The sequence below is a fragment of the Azospirillum brasilense genome (genome assembly GCF_003349955.1).
GTDB classification, from domain to species: Bacteria; Pseudomonadota; Alphaproteobacteria; order Azospirillales; family Azospirillaceae; genus Azospirillum; species Azospirillum brasilense_B.
This window is the reverse complement of sequence record NZ_QLKQ01000029.1, coordinates 44,470-62,153: the sequence shown is the minus strand read 5'-3', so window position 1 is coordinate 62,153 and position 17,684 is coordinate 44,470. Positions and strand designations below refer to the sequence as shown.

At 69.2% G+C, this 17,684-nt stretch carries 18 protein-coding genes; 14 read left to right on the top strand and 4 right to left on the bottom strand.

Translation table 11 applies throughout. From position 1 onward, the window contains the following. Positions 1 to 15: 15 nt before the first annotated feature. A complete protein-coding gene (locus DXK32_RS14750) occupies positions 16 to 741 on the bottom strand; it encodes a hypothetical protein (RefSeq protein WP_247877158.1) in 726 nt (241 codons plus the stop codon). A gap of 481 nt (positions 742 to 1,222) precedes the next feature. Here DXK32_RS14750 and DXK32_RS14745 point away from each other — a divergent pair, with 481 nt between their 5' ends. Further along, positions 1,223 to 2,419 (top strand): D-alanyl-D-alanine carboxypeptidase family protein, encoded by a 1,197-nt coding sequence (locus DXK32_RS14745; protein WP_247877157.1) that lies wholly within the window; start codon positions 1,223 to 1,225, stop codon positions 2,417 to 2,419. Between the two features lie 78 nt (positions 2,420 to 2,497). Here the strand turns inward: DXK32_RS14745 and DXK32_RS14740 are convergent, their stop codons facing one another. Together DXK32_RS14740 and DXK32_RS14735 are read right to left on the bottom strand one after the other, a co-directional pair. Continuing rightward, a complete protein-coding gene (locus tag DXK32_RS14740) occupies positions 2,498 to 3,334 on the bottom strand; it encodes a substrate-binding domain-containing protein (protein WP_114859187.1) in 837 nt (278 codons plus the stop codon). Positions 3,335 to 3,446: 112 nt separating this feature from the next. After that, positions 3,447 to 4,142 (bottom strand): ABC transporter permease, encoded by a 696-nt coding sequence (locus DXK32_RS14735; protein WP_114859186.1) that lies wholly within the window; start codon positions 4,140 to 4,142, stop codon positions 3,447 to 3,449. Positions 4,143 to 4,261: 119 nt separating this feature from the next. Here DXK32_RS14735 and fdhD point away from each other — a divergent pair, with 119 nt between their 5' ends. From fdhD to DXK32_RS14670, 13 genes are all read left to right on the top strand, one after another. Next, entirely contained in the window at positions 4,262 to 5,143 is an 882-nt protein-coding gene (gene fdhD / locus DXK32_RS14730; protein WP_114859206.1) for a formate dehydrogenase accessory sulfurtransferase FdhD, read from the top strand. After that, positions 5,133 to 5,759, top strand: coding sequence for a molybdenum cofactor guanylyltransferase MobA (mobA, locus tag DXK32_RS14725; RefSeq protein WP_114859185.1), 627 nt, complete (start codon positions 5,133 to 5,135; stop codon positions 5,757 to 5,759). The genes fdhD and mobA overlap by 11 nt, the downstream gene beginning before the upstream one ends. After that, positions 5,756 to 6,250 carry a DUF3305 domain-containing protein gene (locus DXK32_RS14720; RefSeq protein ID WP_114859184.1) on the top strand — a complete coding sequence of 165 codons (495 nt, stop codon included), beginning with the start codon at positions 5,756 to 5,758 and terminating at the stop codon, positions 6,248 to 6,250. The genes mobA and DXK32_RS14720 overlap by 4 nt, the downstream gene beginning before the upstream one ends. A gap of 143 nt (positions 6,251 to 6,393) precedes the next feature. Then, positions 6,394 to 6,975, top strand: a complete 582-nt coding sequence (locus DXK32_RS14715; protein ID WP_114859183.1) for a DUF3306 domain-containing protein — start codon at positions 6,394 to 6,396, stop codon at positions 6,973 to 6,975. Positions 6,976 to 7,265: 290 nt separating this feature from the next. Next, complete coding sequence (locus DXK32_RS14710) at positions 7,266 to 7,892, top strand: TorD/DmsD family molecular chaperone (RefSeq protein WP_114859205.1); 627 nt, start codon at positions 7,266 to 7,268, stop codon at positions 7,890 to 7,892. 163 nt (positions 7,893 to 8,055) lie between these two features. Beyond that, on the top strand, positions 8,056 to 8,256 hold the full coding sequence (locus DXK32_RS14705; protein WP_114859182.1) for a formate dehydrogenase: 201 nt from the start codon (positions 8,056 to 8,058) through the stop codon (positions 8,254 to 8,256). Positions 8,257 to 8,271: 15 nt separating this feature from the next. After that, positions 8,272 to 11,160 carry a formate dehydrogenase subunit alpha gene (locus tag DXK32_RS14700; RefSeq protein WP_114859181.1) on the top strand — a complete coding sequence of 963 codons (2,889 nt, stop codon included), beginning with the start codon at positions 8,272 to 8,274 and terminating at the stop codon, positions 11,158 to 11,160. Positions 11,161 to 11,180: 20 nt separating this feature from the next. After that, positions 11,181 to 11,777: a formate dehydrogenase FDH3 subunit beta gene (gene fdh3B / locus DXK32_RS14695; protein WP_014239715.1), complete on the top strand. Its 597-nt coding sequence runs from the start codon at positions 11,181 to 11,183 to the stop codon at positions 11,775 to 11,777. Further along, positions 11,774 to 11,968 (top strand): hypothetical protein, encoded by a 195-nt coding sequence (locus DXK32_RS14690; RefSeq protein ID WP_114859180.1) that lies wholly within the window; start codon positions 11,774 to 11,776, stop codon positions 11,966 to 11,968. The genes fdh3B and DXK32_RS14690 overlap by 4 nt, the downstream gene beginning before the upstream one ends. 32 nt (positions 11,969 to 12,000) lie before the next feature. Further along, on the top strand, positions 12,001 to 13,062 hold the full coding sequence (locus DXK32_RS14685; protein WP_114859179.1) for a formate dehydrogenase subunit gamma: 1,062 nt from the start codon (positions 12,001 to 12,003) through the stop codon (positions 13,060 to 13,062). Between the two features lie 11 nt (positions 13,063 to 13,073). Continuing rightward, positions 13,074 to 13,451 (top strand): hypothetical protein, encoded by a 378-nt coding sequence (locus DXK32_RS14680; protein WP_114859178.1) that lies wholly within the window; start codon positions 13,074 to 13,076, stop codon positions 13,449 to 13,451. A gap of 172 nt (positions 13,452 to 13,623) precedes the next feature. After that, entirely contained in the window at positions 13,624 to 14,556 is a 933-nt protein-coding gene (locus tag DXK32_RS14675) for a WD40 repeat domain-containing protein (RefSeq protein WP_162801184.1), read from the top strand. Positions 14,557 to 14,845: 289 nt separating this feature from the next. Beyond that, positions 14,846 to 15,544 carry a class II aldolase/adducin family protein gene (locus DXK32_RS14670; RefSeq protein WP_114859176.1) on the top strand — a complete coding sequence of 233 codons (699 nt, stop codon included), beginning with the start codon at positions 14,846 to 14,848 and terminating at the stop codon, positions 15,542 to 15,544. 19 nt (positions 15,545 to 15,563) lie between these two features. Here DXK32_RS14670 and DXK32_RS33490 read toward each other — a convergent pair whose 3' ends face one another. Continuing rightward, positions 15,564 to 17,651, bottom strand: a complete 2,088-nt coding sequence (locus DXK32_RS33490) for a sensor histidine kinase (protein ID WP_114859175.1) — start codon at positions 17,649 to 17,651, stop codon at positions 15,564 to 15,566. Between the last annotated feature and the right edge of the window lie 33 nt (positions 17,652 to 17,684).

Here is a 17,684-nt window from a genome sequence, read left to right as displayed (position 1 = left end):
AAGCGCCTTGCCCCGCTACTCCTTCCCAGCGAACAGCCACGTCCCGAAGGGCGCGGTCGGGCCGACCAGCCCGTCGCGGCTCACCTGGACCTCGAACACCACGCCGGCGCTGTCCACCTGCCCGCCGGTCGGCAGGGTGCGCGGCGCGTCCTGCGGGCGCGGCAGGGCGGGGTAGGGCACGCCGGTCCCCTGCGCGCTGCCGTCCAGCTCCTTCAGCGGCCCGTCGAACCGGATGTCGGAGAAGCGGTCGGACGGATAGGGGTAGGCGTTGAAGAACCAGCTTCCCCGCCGGCAGCCGTTGATCAGCCAGTAGACGCCGTTGGACGGCAGGCGCACGCCGCTCGGTGCCGGTTCGAAGGCGCCGCTCTCGTAAAGGCGCAGCACGAACAGGGAGAACTGGCGCGGCGAGAGCTGGGCCTTGGCCACCGGGCCGCGGGCGACCGCCGCCGGGTCGTCCAGGTCGATGCGGGCGAGGTCGGTGGCCTCCAGGACGCGCGCCTCGACCAGCGCGCCGCCGGTACCACGGTCGCCGACGATGTCGTAGGTCCGCACATGTTTCTGGTAGTCGGCGTTGAAGACCAGCCGGTAGCGGTCGGTCTCCCCCTTGGTGCAGGCGGCGCGCAGGTCGTCGCCGTTGAGGTAGCTGACCCAGGTGAGCTTGCGCGCCACCGGGTTGTCGGTCGGACCGACCGAGGCGCAGCCGGCGAGCAGTCCAGCCGCAGCCACCGTGATTCCCGTCACCCTCGCGCATCTTCCTCTTCGTCCGTCCCGTGGGGCAGCGCGCGGAGTCGTCGGGCGTCGCACGGGCGGGCGGGTCATGAGGTGCCTCGCGTCCAGTCGGGAAGGGAAATGGTCCTGCGCTTCCGGGAAAATGGATCGGCGGTCGCGCTCCTTCAACGCGGTTCGCCCCGGACGGGTCCGTGCCTCATCCAATTTCGTCACAGCGCCGCCGAAGAAATCGAAGCGGCAAATTAACGAATTGTCGCTAGACACTGATTTCCATGGAATTTACCATTGCGCCAAACAGCAAGTATTAGCCTTTGGCGGGGGCATCATGAACGTAACGGGCCAGACCGTTCGAAGCCTGCTTTTGGCGTTCGCTTGGAGCGGGCGCGAAACGGAGGGGGAACAGGCCACAGAACGTTTGGCGAATGGACGTTCGACTCTGGGAAGTGCCTTCAGCATTACCCCTTTCGTTAGAGGGCTGTGCGGCGCCCTGGCGGTGCTGGCGGTGACCATCCTGGCGCCGCTGCCGGCGCTGGCCGCGAAATACGCGGCGATCGTCGTGGACGCGCGCACCGGTGAGGTGCTGCACGAGGAGAACGCCGACACCCTCACCTATCCGGCGTCGCTGACCAAGATGATGACGCTCTACCTCACCTTCGACGCGCTGGACGAGGGGCGGCTGCGGCTGGACCAGGCGCTGCCGGTGTCGGCCTGGGCGGAGGCGCAGTCGCCGACCAAGCTCGGGCTGCGCGCCGGCAAGACGCTGCGGGTGGAGCAGGCGATCCTCGGGCTGGTCACCAAGTCGGCCAACGACGCCTCGGTCGTGCTGGCGGAGGCGCTGGGCGGCAGCGAGGCGAAATTCGCCGAGATGATGACCCGCAAGGCCCGCGAGCTGGGGATGCGCAACACCGTGTTCCGCAACTCCAACGGCCTGCCGAACATGCAGCAGGTGACAACGGCGCGCGACTTCTCCATCCTGTCGCGGGCCATGCTGTCGGACCATTCCCGCTACTATCCCTATTTCAGCCGCCGGGCCTTCGTCTATGGCGGGCGCAGCCTGAACAACCACAACCGGCTGATGTCGCGTTACGAGGGGATGGACGGCATCAAGACGGGCTACACCGTGGCCAGCGGCTTCAACCTCGCGGCGTCGGCGGTGCGCGACGGGCGTCGGCTGGTCGCCGTGGTGCTGGGCGGCAAATCCGCAGCCTCGCGCGACGCCCGCATGGAGGCGATCCTCGACAAGGCGTTCGACAAGCCGAGTCGCGGGTCGGAGGCGCCGGTCGTCGCCCGCGCCGGGGACGAGGATGCGCCGCGCTCCGCCGCCAAGGGCAGGCCGCCGGCCAAGCCGGAGACCATCGCGCAGCTCGCCTCCACCGTCTCCACCCCCGCCGCGGTCCGCCCGCCGGCCCGGTCCCGCGACGAGGAGGCGGATGGGTCGAAGTGGGGCGTGCAGGTCGGCGCCTTCTCGACGCCGGAGGCGAGCAAGCGGGCGCTGACCCAGGCGACCAAGCAGGCGCCCTTCCTGCTGCGCGCCGCCAAGCCGGCGGTGACGCCGGTGAAGGCGAACGGCGCCACCGTCTACCGCGCCCGCATGGTCGGGCTGGACGAGGGGACCGCCCGCAAGGTCTGCTCGGAACTGACCCGCAGCGGCCACCGCTGCGTCCCGGTGTCGCCGAACGAGAAGCTGTAAGCCGGCTCATTCCCGCCAAAAAGAAAAGGCGCAGCCGCGGGGCTGCGCCTTTTTTCGTGCCCGCGAAGCAAGGGCCGGTCAGGCGCCCGGCTCGTTGGCGTTCGGGAAGAACAGCGACTTGCCGTCGATCGTGTAATCGGCGATGGCCTTCTGACCCTCGGCGGAAACCAGCCAATCGACGAAGGCCTGCCCATCGGCCGCCTTGACGTGGCTGAACTTGGCCGGGTTCACCAGCATCACGCCATACTGGTTGAACAGGCGCTTGTCGCCCTCGACCAGGATGTCGAGGTCGCCGCGGTTCTTGAAGCTGAGCCAGGTGGCGCGGTCGGTCATGGCGTAGCCGTTCACCGCGGCGGCGGTGTTCAGCGTGGCGCCCATACCCTGGCCGATGGCCCGGTACCAGCCGTCACCCGCCGCCGGATCGACGCCGGCGGTCTTCCACAGCGCCTGCTCGGCCTTGTGGGTGCCGCTGTCGTCGCCGCGCGACACGAAGGGGGCCTTGGCGGCGGCGATGCTCTTCAGCGCGGCGGACACGTCCTTGCTGCCGCCGACCTTGGCCGGGTCGGCCTTCGGCCCGACGATCACGAAGTCGTTGTACATGACCGGCTTGCGCTCGGTGCTGAAGCCCTCGGCGACGAACTTGTCCTCCGACGGCTTGTGGTGGACGAACAGCACGTCGGCGTCGCCGCGCTTGGCGATGTCGATGGCCTGGCCGGTGCCCTTGGCGACCACGCGGACCTCGATCCCGGTCTTCTCGGTGAACTTCGGCAGGATCGACTTGAACAGCCCCGAATCCTCGGTCGAGGTGGTGGAGGCCACGGTGATGAAGCGGTCGGCGGCGGTGGACGGCTGAACGGAGCCGAGCAGCAGAGCCGCCGCGGCGGCGCATCCCAGCACGAAAGAACGGCGCAGCATCGGACTATCCCTCTCCATGTTCTCGCCCGCCTTGGTTGCGGGCTGTGGCGGCGACTATGGGAAACTTCGAACGGCTTTGCAAATTTTCCAGAATCGCGGAGGCGACAGCGATTCAGGCCCGCCGCGTCTCCCGCACCATGGCGGCGGCGAGGTTCACCGACAGCGACAGCGTCATCAGGATGACCCCGAGGCCGAGCGCCAGCGGCAGGTCGCCCTTGCTGGTCTCCAGCGCGATGGAGGTGGTCATGACGCGGGTCACCCGGTCGATGTTGCCGCCGACGATCATCACCGCACCGACCTCCGCCGAGGCCCGCCCGAAGCCGGCCAGCACGATGGTCAGCAGGCTCCAGCGCGCCTCCGACAGCAGGGTGAGCAGGGTGGTCAGCGGCCCGGTCCCCATCACCCGCAGCAGGTCGCCATACTCCATCAGCAGATCCTCGACGATCTGGCGGGTCAGGGCGGCGACGATGGGGATGATGAGCACGGTCTGGGCCACGATCATCGCGGTCGGGGTGAACAGCAGCCCCAGCACCCCCAGCGGACCGGAGCGCGACAGGATCAGATAGACGATCAGCCCGACCACCACCGGTGGTAGCCCCATCGCCGTGTTCAGGAACAGGGTCACCGCGCGCCGTCCCGGGAAGCGGAAAGCGGCGACGGCGGCGCCCAGCGGCAGGCCGATCAGGGCCGACAGCAGGACGGCGGTCAGACTGACGCGCAGCGACAGGCCGACGATCCCCACCAGACCGGGGTCGAAATCGGCGATCAGATGGAAGGCGGTGAGGAAGGCCAGACCGAACTCATGCATGGGGATACTCGTGCATACCAGGCGTTCACGCGTCAAATCGGGGCCGCATCGCTTCCGTCTTGCGGGAGCCGATCATCCGCCGCTTGCCCCGGCGCGCAATCTTCCCCACTCTTCCGGTCATGGACCTCTCGGAATTCACCATAAGGCCGGACCCGGCGAATCCCAAGCTGACGGAGCGCGTTTCCGGGCTGGATCAGGACGGGCGCCCGGTGGAGGCGTCGGTCACCGTGGAACGGCCGCTGACGCTGTACCTGAACGGGCAGGAGATCGTCACCATGATGACGATCGCCGACTACCCCGACTATTTGGCGGTGGGCTATCTGCTCAACCAGAACATGCTGAAGCGCGACGACCGGATCACCGGCATCGACTATGACGAGGAGATCGACACCGTCGTCGTCCGCACCGAGCGCGCCACGAACTACGAGCAGAAGCTCAAGAAGAAGACGCTGACCTCCGGTTGCGCCCAGGGCACCGCCTTCGGCGACGTGATGGAAACCTTCGAATCAGTAAAGCTGAACCCCGACGCGCGGCTGAAGACCTCCTGGATCTACGCCCTGTCGAAGAAAATCAACCTGACCCCCAGCCTGTATCTGGAGGCCGGCGCCATCCACGGCTGCGTGCTCTGCCAGGACGACCGCCCGCTCGTCTACATGGAGGACGTCGGGCGGCACAACGCGGTGGACAAGGTGGCGGGCTACATGCACCTGCACGGCGTGCCAGCCCACGACAAGATCTTCTACACGACCGGGCGGCTGACCTCGGAGATGGTCATCAAGACGGTGCAGATGGGCATCCCGATCCTGATCTCCCGCTCCGGCTTCACCGCCTGGGGCGTGGAGCTTGGGCGGCAGGCCAACCTGACCATGGTCGGGCGGGCCAAGGGCAAGCGCTTCCTCGCCCTGGCCGGCACCGACCGGCTGGACTTCGACGCCGACCCGGCCGCGGTCGGGGACGAGGGCGGGCGCCACCAGCGCAAGGGGAGCCGTGATGACGAGTGAGGGCATTGCCGGGGTGCTGCTGGCCGGCGGCCTGTCGCGGCGCATGGGCGGCGGCGACAAGAGCCTGCGCACGCTGGGCGGGCGCAGCATCCTGGAGCGCATCGTCGCCACCGTACGCCCGCAGGTCGGGCCGCTGGTGCTGAACGCCAACGGCGACCCGGCGCGCTTCGCCGCCTTCGGCCTGCCGGTGGCGGCGGACGTGGTCGAGGGCTTCGCCGGGCCGCTGGCCGGCGTGCTGACCGGGATGGAGTGGGCGCGGGTCCACGCGCCGGACTGCCACTGGCTGGCCAGCTTCGCCACCGACGCGCCCTTCATCCCCGGCGATCTGGTCGCGCGTCTGTTGGCGGCGGTGGAGCGCGAGGGCGCCGACCTCGCCTGCGCCCGCTCCGACGGGCAGGAGCATCCGGTTTTCGGGCTGTGGCGGGTGGACCTCGCCGACGACCTCCGCCGCGCCATGGTGGAGGAGGACATGCGCAAGGTGGACGCCTGGACCGCCCGGTATCGTCTGGCGATTGCCGACTTCGCCACCGATCCGGTAGACCCCTTCTTCAACACCAACCGCCCCGACGATCTGGCGGAGGCGGAACGGCTGATGGCGGCGGGACTGGTTCGATGAGCGAGACCCTGAACAAGATCGAGACGATGGCCCTGGGCATCGTGCTGGAGCGCCGCAAGGGCACCAGCGCCTGGGCCGAGTGGGCGTGGCGTCCGGTGTCGGTGATTCCCGGCGCGCCGCCGGTCGACGGTCCCTGGCGCTTGCTGCGCGAGGGGGAGGGCTGGGCGCATTTCCACGCCGCGACCCTGCCGCTGGAGCTGTTCCGCAGCGACACCGAAGGCTACAAGCTGAACCTGTCGCAGGAGCCGCCGCGCCTGTGGGTCGTGCTGCGTCCGGACGAGACGGGCGAGCCGGGAGGCGTCGTGCCCTTCGTCGTCACCGCCTCCGCCCACGAATGCGAGGCCTATCAGGTGAGCGGCGTGGAGATGGTGGAGACGGTGCCGATGCCGCCGGAGGTCACGGCCCTGGTCCGCGACTTCACCGAGCAGCACCATGTGGATGTCCCCTTCGTGAAGCGCGAGCGCAAGCGGCACTTCCCGAAGCAGGGGTGATGAATTCTTGATGGGGCGCCGGCAACCATGCCCCCCTCCCGGCCTCCCCCCGCTGACGCAGGGGGAGGAGAAAAAGCCCTCCCCTGCGCAGCGGGGGATGGTTGGGTGGGGGCAAGGTTCGGCGATCCCCGATACACACCGACATGACCGACGAATCCTTCCTCTCCCGCTGGTCCCGCCTGAAGCGGCAGCCCGTCGCTCCCGCCCCGGAGCCGGCCCTGGAGCCTGTGGAGCCTCTGCCTGAGGAGCCGCCCGCGCAACTTCCGGTGGACGCGACGGCCGAGACCGTGCCCGAGACCGCGCCGGAGTCCGATGACCCGCTGAAGGACCTTCCCCCCGTGGAGGAGCTGACGCTGGAGTCCGATTTCACCCCCTTCCTGCGGGCGGAGGTCCCGGGCGACCTGCACCGGCAGGCGCTGCGCAAGCTGTGGACCTCCGACCCGGTCTTCGCCAACGACGACGGGCTGAAGGACTACGCCGACGACTACGCCAGCCTGTTCACCGGGGCCTCGCCGGTGAAGACGCTCTACCGCGTCGGCAAAGGCTTCCTCGACGCCGCGGAAGAGGCGGCCGAGAAGGCGGAGCAGGGAGCCGGCGGGACGGCCGCGGACGGCAACGTCGATGAAGACGCGAAAGAAATCGTGGCGCTTCCTGAAGGTTCGGAGCCCGAGCAGACCCCCTCTGCCTCGCAGGAACCGGGTATCGATATGATAAAAAGAGCATAGCGCTAATCCAGCCCAAGTCGCGGTAAGCACACTTCTGAGTCAACCTTTGTTGACAAACACCGCGAATCTGCCCTTTAATATACCAATCCTGAACGTTAAGCCCCTGATATGGCGAGGCTTTTCGCGGGTGCAATATGAGGTTGTCGGTCCAGGGCGTCTCGGGCGCCGGCCCATGACGCCGTGAGTCCGCAACGGGCGAGCCAATGCGCCGCCTTTGTGGCGACGGGTGGGGCCGGGTGCCGGAGTTCTGCCGATCTGGTCCTTTCGTCGTGTCGGGAGGGATGAACGCCGTGTCCGTGACCGGTGAACACGATCCGTCGGCCTTGCCGCCGGAGGAGATGCAGCGGGCACAGCTCTACGCGCTGCTGGCGCATCTGCTTGCCCGCCCGCCCGGTGGGGAGTTTCTGGCCGCCCTGTCGGCGCTGGACGGGTCGGCGCTGGACGGCGACGCGAGCCCGCTCGGGCAGGCGCTGCGCGGTCTGGCCGAGGCCGCCCGCGGCACGGACGCCGCCGCGGTGGAGGAGGAGTTCAACACCCTCTTCATCGGCGTCGGCGGTGGCATCCTGTCCCCCTACGGCTCCTACTATCTCACGGGTTTCCTTCACGAAAAGCCGCTGGCCGAGCTGCGCGGCGACATGGCGCTGCTGGGCATCGCCCGCGCCGACGAGGTGAAGGAACCCGAAGACCACATCGCCGCCCTGGCCGAGATGATGGCGGGTCTGATCACCGGGGCCTTCGACGCCCCGGCCGATCTGGAGGCGCAGCGCCGCTTCTTCGACCGCCACATAGGCTCCTGGGCCGGCCGGTTCTTCACCGATCTGGAATCCACGCCGTCCGCCGCCTTCTACCGCGCGGTGGGCACGCTGGGTCACCGGTATCTGGAGGTCGAGGTCAAGGCCTTCGACATGGCGGCGTGACGGGGCGAACCGACAGCGCTCCGGCACTCCCGCCGAACAGACAGCAGAACAATGAGACCGGCCCACGGCAAGGCCGGTCCGGAAACGCTCAAAACAAGGCCCGGAAACCGGGCGTCCCATCGGTCTTCAGTCTCGGGGAAGCCGCGAAGAATAGGGTGAAGCTATGACGGACAAGAAGGAAAAGACCACGCTGGCGCGGCGCGACCTGTTCCGCGCGGCTGGATTGGGCGTCGGCGCGCTGGGCGCCGCCGCCGTGGGCGCCGTGGCGGGTGCGGAGCCGGTGCAGGCCGCCGAGCCCGCCCCCGCCGAGGGCTACCGCGAGACCGACCATGTCCGGACGGTCTACGAACTGAGCCGCTTCTAAGAAGGACCGCCGCACATGCTGACAAAGAAGAAGGCGGCTGCTTCCGGCGGCCGTTCGCTTGCGAAGATGGTTTCCGGCCTGACCGGTAACACCGTCGACCGTCGTTCGTTCCTGCGCACCTCGGGCATCGCCGCCGGTGGCGCCGCCATCGCCGCCACCATGCCCTTCGGCATGGTGAAGAAGGCCGAGGCGGTGACCGCCACCCCCGCCGCGGGCGCGCCGGTCAAGCTGGTCAAGAACGTCTGCACCCACTGCTCGGTCGGCTGCACGGTCACCGCCGAGGTGCAGAACGGCGTGTGGATCGGCCAGGAGCCGAGCTTCGACAGCCCGATCAACCTGGGCGCCCACTGCGCCAAGGGGGCCGCGGTGCGCGAGCACGCCCACGGCGACCGCCGCCTGCGCTACCCGATGAAGATGGTGGACGGCAAGTGGACCCGGATCTCCTGGGACCAGGCCATCCAGGAGGTCGGCGACAAGCTGCTGGCGATCCGCGAGAAGTCCGGCCCGGATTCGGTCTTCTGGCTCGGCTCGGCCAAGCACAGCAACGAGCAGGCCTACCTGATCCGCAAGTTCGCCGCCTTCTGGGGCACGAACAACGTCGACCATCAGGCCCGCATCTGTCATTCCACCACCGTCGCCGGCGTGGCGAACGTGTGGGGCTATGGCGCCATGACGAACTCGTACAACGACATCCAGAAGTCGCGCGCGATGTTCTTCATCGGCTCCAACGCCGCGGAGGCCCACCCGGTCTCCATGCTCCACATCCTGAAGGGCAAGGAGCAGAACAACGCCCCGCTGATCGTCGCCGATCCGCGCTTCACCCGCACGGCGGCCAAGGCCGACGAGTACATCCGCTTCCGCCCCGGCACCGACGTCGGCCTGATCTGGGGCATCCTCTGGCACATCTTCGAGAATGGCTGGGAGGACAAGGAGTACATCGCCAAGCGCGTCTACGGCATGGACGAGATCCGCGCCGAGGTCGCCAAGTGGACGCCGGAAGAGGTCGAGAAGGTCACCGGCGTTCCGGGCTCGCAGCTGAAGCGCGTCGCCCGCACCCTGGCCTCCAACCGTCCGGGCACGCTCGTCTGGTGCATGGGCGGCACGCAGCACCACATCGGCAACAACAACACCCGCGCCTACTGCGTGCTCCAGCTGGCGTTGGGCAACGTCGGCGTGACGGGCGGCGGCACCAACATCTTCCGCGGCCACGACAACGTGCAGGGCGCCACCGACTTCGGCGTCACCTCGGACTCGCTGCCCGGCTACTACGGTCTGGCGGAGGGCGCGTGGCGCCACTGGGCGCGCGTCTGGGACGTCCCGTACGAGGAGGTCCTGGCCCGCTTCAAGGACAAGAAGCTGATGGAGGCCACCGGCATCCCGGTGTCCCGCTGGTTCGACGGCGTCCTGGAAGCCAAGGAGAACATGGACCAGCCCGAGAGCATCAAGGGCATGGTCTTCTGGGGGCACGCGCCGAACAGTCAGGTCCGCCTTCCGGACATGAAGAAGGCGATGGAGAAGCTGGAGCTGCTGGTCGTCGTCGATCCGTTCCCGACGATGACCGCCGTCCTGTCCGACCGCAAGGACAACTTCTACCTGCTGCCCGCCGCCACCCAGTTCGAGACCGTCGGGTCGCGCACCGCGTCCAACCGCTCGGTCCAGTGGTGCGACAAGATCATGGAACCGCTCTTCGAAGCGAAGACGGACCATGAGATCATGTACCTGTTCGCCAAGAAGTTCGGCTTCGCCGAGCCGATGTTCAAGAACATCAAGCTCCACGGCAACGAGCCGGACATCGAGGACACGACGCGGGAGTGGAACCGCGGCATGTGGTCGGTCGGCTACACCGGCCAGTCGCCGGAGCGGCTGAAGCTGCACATGCAGCATCAGGCGACCTTCGACAAGACCACGCTGCGCGCCAACGGCGGCCCGTGCGACGGCGACTATTACGGTCTGCCGTGGCCCTGCTGGGGCACGCCGGAGATGAAGCATCCGGGCACCGCCAACCTCTACGACACCTCCCTGCCGGTCGCCGAGGGCGGCGGCGCCTTCCGCGCGCGCTTCGGCGTGGAGCGCAACGGCGTCACGCTGCTGGCCGAGGGCTCCTACCCGGTCGGGTCGGAGATCAAGGACGGCTACCCGGAAGTCACCTACGCCATGCTGGACAAGCTGGGCTGGACCGGGGAGCTGACCGAGGCCGAGATGGCCGTGATCAAGAAGATCGGCGGCGAGAAGATCGGCGCGGTGTCCTGGACCACCGACCTGTCGGGCGGCATCCAGCGCGTAGCGATCAAGCACGGCCTGAACCCGCCGGGCAACGCCAAGGCCCGCTGCGTCGCCTGGAACTTCCCGGACCCGGTGCCGGTGCACCGCGAGCCGCTCTACACGCCGCGCCGCGATCTGGTCGCCGAATACCCGACCTACAAGGACACCAAGTCCTGGCGTCTGCCGACGCTCTACAAGTCGATCCAGGACCGCGACGTGTCGAAGGAGTACCCGATCATCCTCACTTCCGGCCGTCTGGTCGAGTATGAGGGCGGCGGCGACGAGACCCGGTCGAACCCCTGGCTGGCCGAGCTGCAGCAGGACATGTTCGTCGAGATCAACCCGTTCGATGCCAACAACGCCGGCATCAAGGACGGCCAGATGGTCTGGGTCGAGGGTGCGGAAAAGGGCAAGGTGAAGGTCAAGGCCATGCTGACCGAGCGTGTCGGCCGCGGCGTCGCCTTCATGCCCTTCCACTTCGGCGGCCATTACCAGGGCCAGGATCTGCGCGCCAAGTATCCGCAGGGCGCCGACCCGATCGTGCTGGGCGAGGCGGCGAACACCGCCACGACCTACGGCTACGACTCGGTCACGCAGATGCAGGAAACCAAGACCACCCTCTGCCGGATCTCGGCGGCCTGAGACGCTAGGAGTTCATCACCATGGCCCGCATGAAATTCCTCTGCGACGCGGACCGCTGCATCGAATGCAACGCCTGCGTCACCGCCTGCAAGAACGAGCACGAGGTGCCCTGGGGCATCAACCGCCGCCGCGTCGTCACCATCAACGACGGCAAGCCGGGTGAGCGGTCGATCTCGGTCGCCTGCATGCACTGCTCCGACGCGCCCTGCAAGGCGGTCTGCCCGGTCGACTGCTTCTACCAGACCGAGCAGGGCGTGGTCCTGCACAACAAGGACCTGTGCATCGGCTGCGGCTACTGCTTCTACGCCTGCCCGTTCGGCGCCCCGCAGTACCCGCAGGCCGGCAACTTCGGCACCCGCGGCAAGATGGACAAGTGCACCTTCTGCGCCGGCGGCCCGGAGGCCGACAACACGGACGCGGAGTACAAGAAGTACGGTCGCAACCGTCTGGCCGAGGGCAAGCTGCCGCTCTGTGCCGAGATGTGCTCGACCAAGGCCCTCCTGGCCGGCGACGGCGACAAGGTGTCGGACATCTACCGCGAGCGCGTGGTCGCCCGCGGCTTCGGGTCCGGCGCCTGGGGCTGGGGCACCGCCTATCAGATGAAGGCGGGGTCGTGACCGTGATCCGCCGCACCGTCTGTGCGATGGCGCTCCTTCTCGTCACCCCGCTTCTGGCGGGGTGCAACGAGGAGGAGCAGGCGCGCCCGATCCATCTGGAGAAGGGCGTCTACCGCGGCGCCGCGGACAGTTCTCTGTCCGCGGATCAGGTCCAGGCGCTCCAGCAGCGCTCGGCCGGCCAGCGTTTCTGATTGGCGCGGTTCTCAAGGGAAGGGCTGACGCAATGACGTCGAATCATTCCAAGGGCGGAGTCGGCAAGAGCGGGCTTGGCAGGACGCTGCACATCGTCCTGCTGGGCGTCGCCATGCTGGCGCTGACCCTGGTCATGGCCAACATCTCCTCCGCTTCGGCGGCGGAGGCGTTCCCGCCGGTCGCCAGCCAGCCGGCCGACGGCACCTCCAAGACCGACATGTGGCGCGGCATCCGCTCGGGCGAGCAGGGCACCGTCTCCATCCCCAACAAGAGCGCCGGCGTGCTGGTGCAGTCGGAAGGGGAGTTGTGGCGCTCGGTCCGCAACGGCCCGCTGTCCACCTACGGCGGCTGGGTGCTGGGCGGCATGATCGGGCTGCTCGTCCTCTTCTTCCTGGTGCGCGGGCGCATCCGGATCGACGGCCAGAAGACCGGCCGGACCATCCAGCGCTTCAACGCCTTCGAGCGGGGCGTGCACTGGCTGACCGCCGGCAGCTTCGTCATCCTGGCCTTCACCGGGCTGAACGTGCTGTACGGGCGCTACACCGTCCTGCCGCTGCTGGGGCCGGAGGCGTTCGCCACGATGACCCAGTACGGCAAATTCGCCCACAACTACCTGGGCTTCGCCTTCATGCTGGGCATCCTCCTCATCTTCGTGATGTGGGTGAAGCACAACATCCCGGAACGCAACGACATCACCTGGGCGCTGAAGGCCGGCGGGCTGTTCAGCAAGGGCGTGCATCCGGCGGCGAAGAAGTTCAACGCCGGCCAGAAGGTGATCTTCTGGGCGACGGTGCTGGGCGGCGCGGCGCTGGGCTTCACGGGCGTGCAGCTCCTGTGGCCCTTCTCCTTCGCCTCGATGGCCGACATGCAGCTCTACCAGCTGATCCATGCCGCGTTGGCGGTGGTGCTGACCGCGGTCATCATCGCGCACATCTACATCGGCTCGGTCGGCATGGAAGGCGCCTTCGACGCCATGGGCACGGGCGACGTCGAACTCCAGTGGGCGCGCGAGCACCATTCGCTGTGGGTTCAGGAGGTGACGGGCGAGACTCCGCGTTCGCACCACGGCCGCCACCGCGCGCCCGCCGAGTGAGGACACCATCCATGCGTTCCTTCCTGATCGGCCTGCTGCTGGCCGGGGCGCTCGTCGCTCCGGCCGCCGCCCAGACTTCTCCCACGGTGAAGCCGGTGGACGAGGTGAAGCGGATCGTCGAGCAGACCTACAACGTGCAGGTCCTGCGCGTGACCGAGGCGGCGCTGGAGGACGGCACCGCCGTCTACAAGGTCGCCGCCATGATGCCGGGGACCGCCGGCAACGCCGCCTTCATGGTCAACACCCTGACCGTCGATGCGGCGACCGGCCTCGCCCTGCCGCCCTTCCGCCACCACGCGGCGGGCTACAGCCTGCCCCAGGGCGGCAGCTACGAGCCGAACCGGACCTCCAACAACCCTGCGGTCGCCCGTGGGCACACTTGGCGTTAAGAACGCCGGGCGCCAAGGACGCTTGGCGTGGACACCTGTTACCCCCTGACCGGCGGCTGCGAGGCCGCCGGTCTTTTCCTTTCCAGGAGGCGGTTCGGGCATGGAAAGAGGGCGTCATCCGGGAAACCCGCCGTGTCGCGTCCGCCGTCGGCTGCTTGCCCTGGCCGCCGCCGTGCCCGTCCTGAGCGTTCCCCTGCTGTCGCGCGCCGCCGACCTGATCGGCCATGGCGCCATGGTGAATGCCGTCGCCGTGTCGCCTGACGGCGCCCGCGTCCTGACGGGGAGCTGGGACTATTCGGCCATCCTCTGGGACCTCGCTTCCGGCTCCCAAATCGCCTCCTTTCACGAGCACGCCGCCGGCGTGACCGCCGTGGCCTTTCTGCCGGACGGCAAGCGCGCCCTGACCGGCAGCCGCGACGCCGCGATCATCCTCTGGGACCTGGAGAGCGGTCGGTCGCTGCGCCGCTTCGAGGGGCACACCGGCACCGTGGCCGGTCTGGCGGTGGCGCCGGACGGCCGCGGCTTCGCCTCCGCGGGCTGGGACTTCGCCATCCGCGTCTGGGACCCGGAGAGCGGAACCCCTTTGCGTGTGCTGGAGGGGCACGGCGCCAACGTCAACGCCGTGGCTTACACCCCGGACGGCGGGCGGCTGGTCTCCGCCGGCTACGACTTTCATATCCGTGTCTGGGACGCGGCGACCGGGCAGGAGAAGGCGGTGCTGGAAGGGCACGAGGGGAGCGTGAACGGGTTGGCCCTGTCCCCCGACGGCCGGCTGGCCGCCACGGCGTCGAGCGACGAGACGGTGCGGCTGTGGGACCTGGAGGCCGGCACCCTCCTGCGCACGCTCTATGGGCATACGGGCTTCGTCACCTCCGTCGCCGTCGCACCCGATGGCAGAACCCTGCTGTCCGGTGGGGGAGGCGACCGACGCGTCCGGCTGTGGGACGTTGCCACCGGACGGCAACTCGCTTCCTTCCGCGGCCATGAGAAGCCGGTACTGGCGGTCGCCTTCACCCCGGACGGGCAGAGCGCCCTGTCCGCCGGCTACGACGCGGTGGTCCGCCATTGGGACCTGGTGAGCAAGGCCGACGCCGAGCGTCCGTGATGCGCTTGCGGCTGGCATGAAGAGCCCTCTCCCCTCTGGGGAGAGGGTGGCCCAGAGGGCCGGTGAGGGGGTTGCGCTTGTGCCGAACGCGGCGCAACGCGCACCCCCCTCACCCTGACCCTCTCCCCGGAGGGGAGAGGGGAATTGGAACATGCCTCAGTTCCGCCACCGACCGTCCTTGAACCGTCCGTCCTTGAACCGTCCGTCCTTGAACCGTCCGTCCTTGACAGGCACCGTTCACCCATGGCCCGTTCGGCACTCCGTCGTTCCGGAATCGAGACCGCCGCCCATGTCCAGCCTGACCCACCCGGCGCAGCGCCGCGCCATCATCGACACCTGCCTCGCCATGAACGGAGCGGGCGTCAACCAGGGAGCCTCGGGCAATCTGTCCGTCCGGGTGGAGAACGGCTTCCTCATCACGCCGAGCAGCCTGCCGTACGACGAGGCGGCGCCCGAGGACATCGTGGAGATGGGCTTCGACGGGACCTATGTGGGCCGGCGGCGGCCCTCGTCGGAATGGCGGTTCCACCGCGACATCCTGAAGGCGCGGCCCGATGTGGAGGTGGTGCTGCACGCTCATTCGACCTTCGCGACGGCGCTGGCCGTCCATGGCCGGGGTATCCCCAGCTTCCATTACATGGTGGCTCTGGCCGGCGGCGATTCGATCCGCTGTGCGCCCTACGCCACCTTCGGGACGCAGGAACTGTCCGACCACGCCGTGACGGCGCTCGAAGGGCGGCTGGCCTGCCTGCTGGCCAATCACGGCATGATCGTGCTGGGAAAGTCCTTGAAGGGCGCGCTGGCCCTGGCGGTGGAGGTGGAGACGCTGGCCCGCCAGTATCTCCACGCCCATCTGCTGGGCGAGCCGGTCATCCTGCCGCCCGAGGAGATCGCGCGCGTCGCCGAGAAGATGCGCCGCATGAGCTACGGCCTGCCCCCCGACGAGGGCGCCGCGCCGGAGGACACCGCCCGCCCGCGCGAGGCCTGACGGCCAGCGGCTCCCGGCGTCAGGAAGCCAGTTGGGCGACGGGGCGCAGGGGGGCGACGGTGACCAGCGGGCGCTTGGCCGCCCCGGCGGTGCCGACCTGGAGCGGGCGCTCCTCCGCCGGAGGCTGATAGTAGGCAGGGAGGGCCACCGTGAAGCGGGTGCCCTGGCCGGGCTCGCTCGCCACCTCGATGTCGCCGCCGAGCATGGCGGCGTAATGGCCGACCAGCGTCAGGCCGAGCCCGGCGCCGCGCCGCTTGGCGCCGCTGCCGCCCTGGCCCGCTCCACCTTGAACGAAGGGCTGGAACAGCCGGGCGGTTTGGCTGGTGGCGAAGCCGCTGCCGCTGTCGGTCACGGTGAAGCGCAGCCAGGGCTCGCCGTCGCGCTCGACCCGCTCGGCGGCCAGCCGGACGGCGCCGCCCTGGGTGAACTTGCAGGCGTTGTCAAGCAGGTTGAGAAGCGTTTGCCGGACCTTGCCGAAATCCGAATACATCTGGCCGAGCGCCGCAACCTCGGCCTGGAGCGTCACCTCGTTGCCGTTGAGGTCGGCGGCGGGCAGCGTGCGCTCCCGCGCCTCGATCAGCAGCCGGTGCACGTCGAAATCCTGAAGCACGACGTCCATGTTGCCGGCCTCGATGCGGGCGTAATCGAGAATCGCGTCGACCAGGGTCAGCATCTGCTCGCCGGTCCACTGGATCTGCTCGATGTCGGTCGCCAGCTCTCCCGCGCCCAGCCGGTGCAACTCGCCCATCAGCGACTGGCTGGAGGCGACGATCTCGTTGAGCGGGGCGTGAAGCTCCTGCCCGATGTTGACCAGGAAATGGGTCTTCGCCTCGTTGGCGGCGTCGGCGCGCTCCTTGTCGCGCAGAAGCTGGCCGTGCCGGTCGGCGGCCTCCTGGCGCTGGCGCTCCATCTCCGCGGTGTTGTCGCGCAGGACGCGGACGGCGCGGGCCATGGCGGCCACCTCGTCCGCCCCGTCGTCCGGCGGCAGGGCGATGTCGGTCCGCCCGGCGGCGAGCGAGGTCACCGCGGCGGCCATGCCGGAGACCGGGCGGGCGACCCGGCGGTTGACGAACCACACCATCGCGAGACCGGCCAGCGTCACCCCCAGCGCCGCCCACAGGGCGATGCGCAGCGTGCGCCAGGACTGCTCGGCCAGACCGCCGCGCAGCGCCGCCGCCACGGCGTCGTTGCGCTGGCGGATTTCCGCCGCGTGGGCGGCGACGGCGGCGGCGTTGGGCGTCAGCCGCTCGGCGCGCAGCCCGTCCTCGTCGGCCAGGGAGGCCTCGATGCTGTCCAGCACCCCGTCGATGCCGGCCAGAGCCGCCTCCACCTCGTCGATGGTCTGGCGGGTGCCGGGGACCCAGAGGTAGCGGTTCATCTCCGCCAGCTTGGCGCGGGCGTTGCCCAGCTCGGCGCGCATGCGCAGCGAGTCGCGGTCGTCGCGCCGCGCCACGTAGCGGCCGAGATGGTCCTGCATCATCAGGATGCCGACGGTCGCATCGCCGGCCAGCGCCGCCGAATCGACGCCGCCCGCGTCCTTCAGCCGGCCCAGGCCGGCGCGGATTTGGGAAATCTGCGGTTCCAGCACCGACTCGGTCAGCCGGGCGCGCTCGCCGCGCAGGGCGACCAGCGCCTCGAAGCCGTTCCAGTAGGCGTCCAGCGCCTTGCGCGCGCCCTCCACCGAGCGGCGGTCGGCCTCGCCGTCCACCATGCCGGCCAGGGCGGTCAGCCGCTCCAGCAATCCGTCGCGGCGCAGCCCGGCGTCGAGCAGGCTCTGCTGGTCGCCCTCGGCCAGATGGTCGCGAACCGAGACCTCCAGGTCGCGCAGGCCGATGTCCAGGTCGGCGGCGGTCTGCGAGGCGTCGGCGTAGCCGGAGAAGGTGCCGACCTCGCGGCTGACCCCGTAGAGCGAGGCCACGCCGATCAGCGCCAGCAGAAGGACCAGAGCCAGAACCACGCCGAAGCCCAGCCCGACGCGCGCGGCGAGCGTCAGCTCGTCCAGGCGGCGCAGGAAACCGAGCCCCGGAAGGGAGCGCGCGAGGCGGGCCGGGGCACCGGGGGGAGAGGGGGCGTCGCCGGACCGGGGCAGGGTTCCGTTCCGCGTCACGCCACGTCCCGTACGCGCTGTCGTTCGTAAGCC

Bases quoted from the DNA above. Each gene is read 5' to 3' on its own strand.
- fdh3B (WP_014239715.1), top strand. From the start codon at position 11,181: ATGGCCCGCATGAAATTCCTCTGCGACGCGGACCGCTGCATCGAATGC.
- DXK32_RS14720 (WP_114859184.1), top strand. From the start codon at position 5,756: ATGAGCGAGACCCTGAACAAGATCGAGACGATGGCCCTGGGCATCGTG.
- DXK32_RS14705 (WP_114859182.1), top strand. From the start codon at position 8,056: ATGACGGACAAGAAGGAAAAGACCACGCTGGCGCGGCGCGACCTGTTC.
- DXK32_RS14715 (WP_114859183.1), top strand. From the start codon at position 6,394: ATGACCGACGAATCCTTCCTCTCCCGCTGGTCCCGCCTGAAGCGGCAG.
- DXK32_RS14735 (WP_114859186.1), bottom strand. From the start codon at position 4,142: ATGCATGAGTTCGGTCTGGCCTTCCTCACCGCCTTCCATCTGATCGCC.
- DXK32_RS14700 (WP_114859181.1), top strand. From the start codon at position 8,272: ATGCTGACAAAGAAGAAGGCGGCTGCTTCCGGCGGCCGTTCGCTTGCG.
- DXK32_RS14740 (WP_114859187.1), bottom strand. From the start codon at position 3,334: ATGCTGCGCCGTTCTTTCGTGCTGGGATGCGCCGCCGCGGCGGCTCTG.
- DXK32_RS14680 (WP_114859178.1), top strand. From the start codon at position 13,074: ATGCGTTCCTTCCTGATCGGCCTGCTGCTGGCCGGGGCGCTCGTCGCT.
- DXK32_RS14670 (WP_114859176.1), top strand. From the start codon at position 14,846: ATGTCCAGCCTGACCCACCCGGCGCAGCGCCGCGCCATCATCGACACC.
- DXK32_RS14685 (WP_114859179.1), top strand. From the start codon at position 12,001: ATGACGTCGAATCATTCCAAGGGCGGAGTCGGCAAGAGCGGGCTTGGC.
- fdhD (WP_114859206.1), top strand. From the start codon at position 4,262: ATGGACCTCTCGGAATTCACCATAAGGCCGGACCCGGCGAATCCCAAG.
- mobA (WP_114859185.1), top strand. From the start codon at position 5,133: ATGACGAGTGAGGGCATTGCCGGGGTGCTGCTGGCCGGCGGCCTGTCG.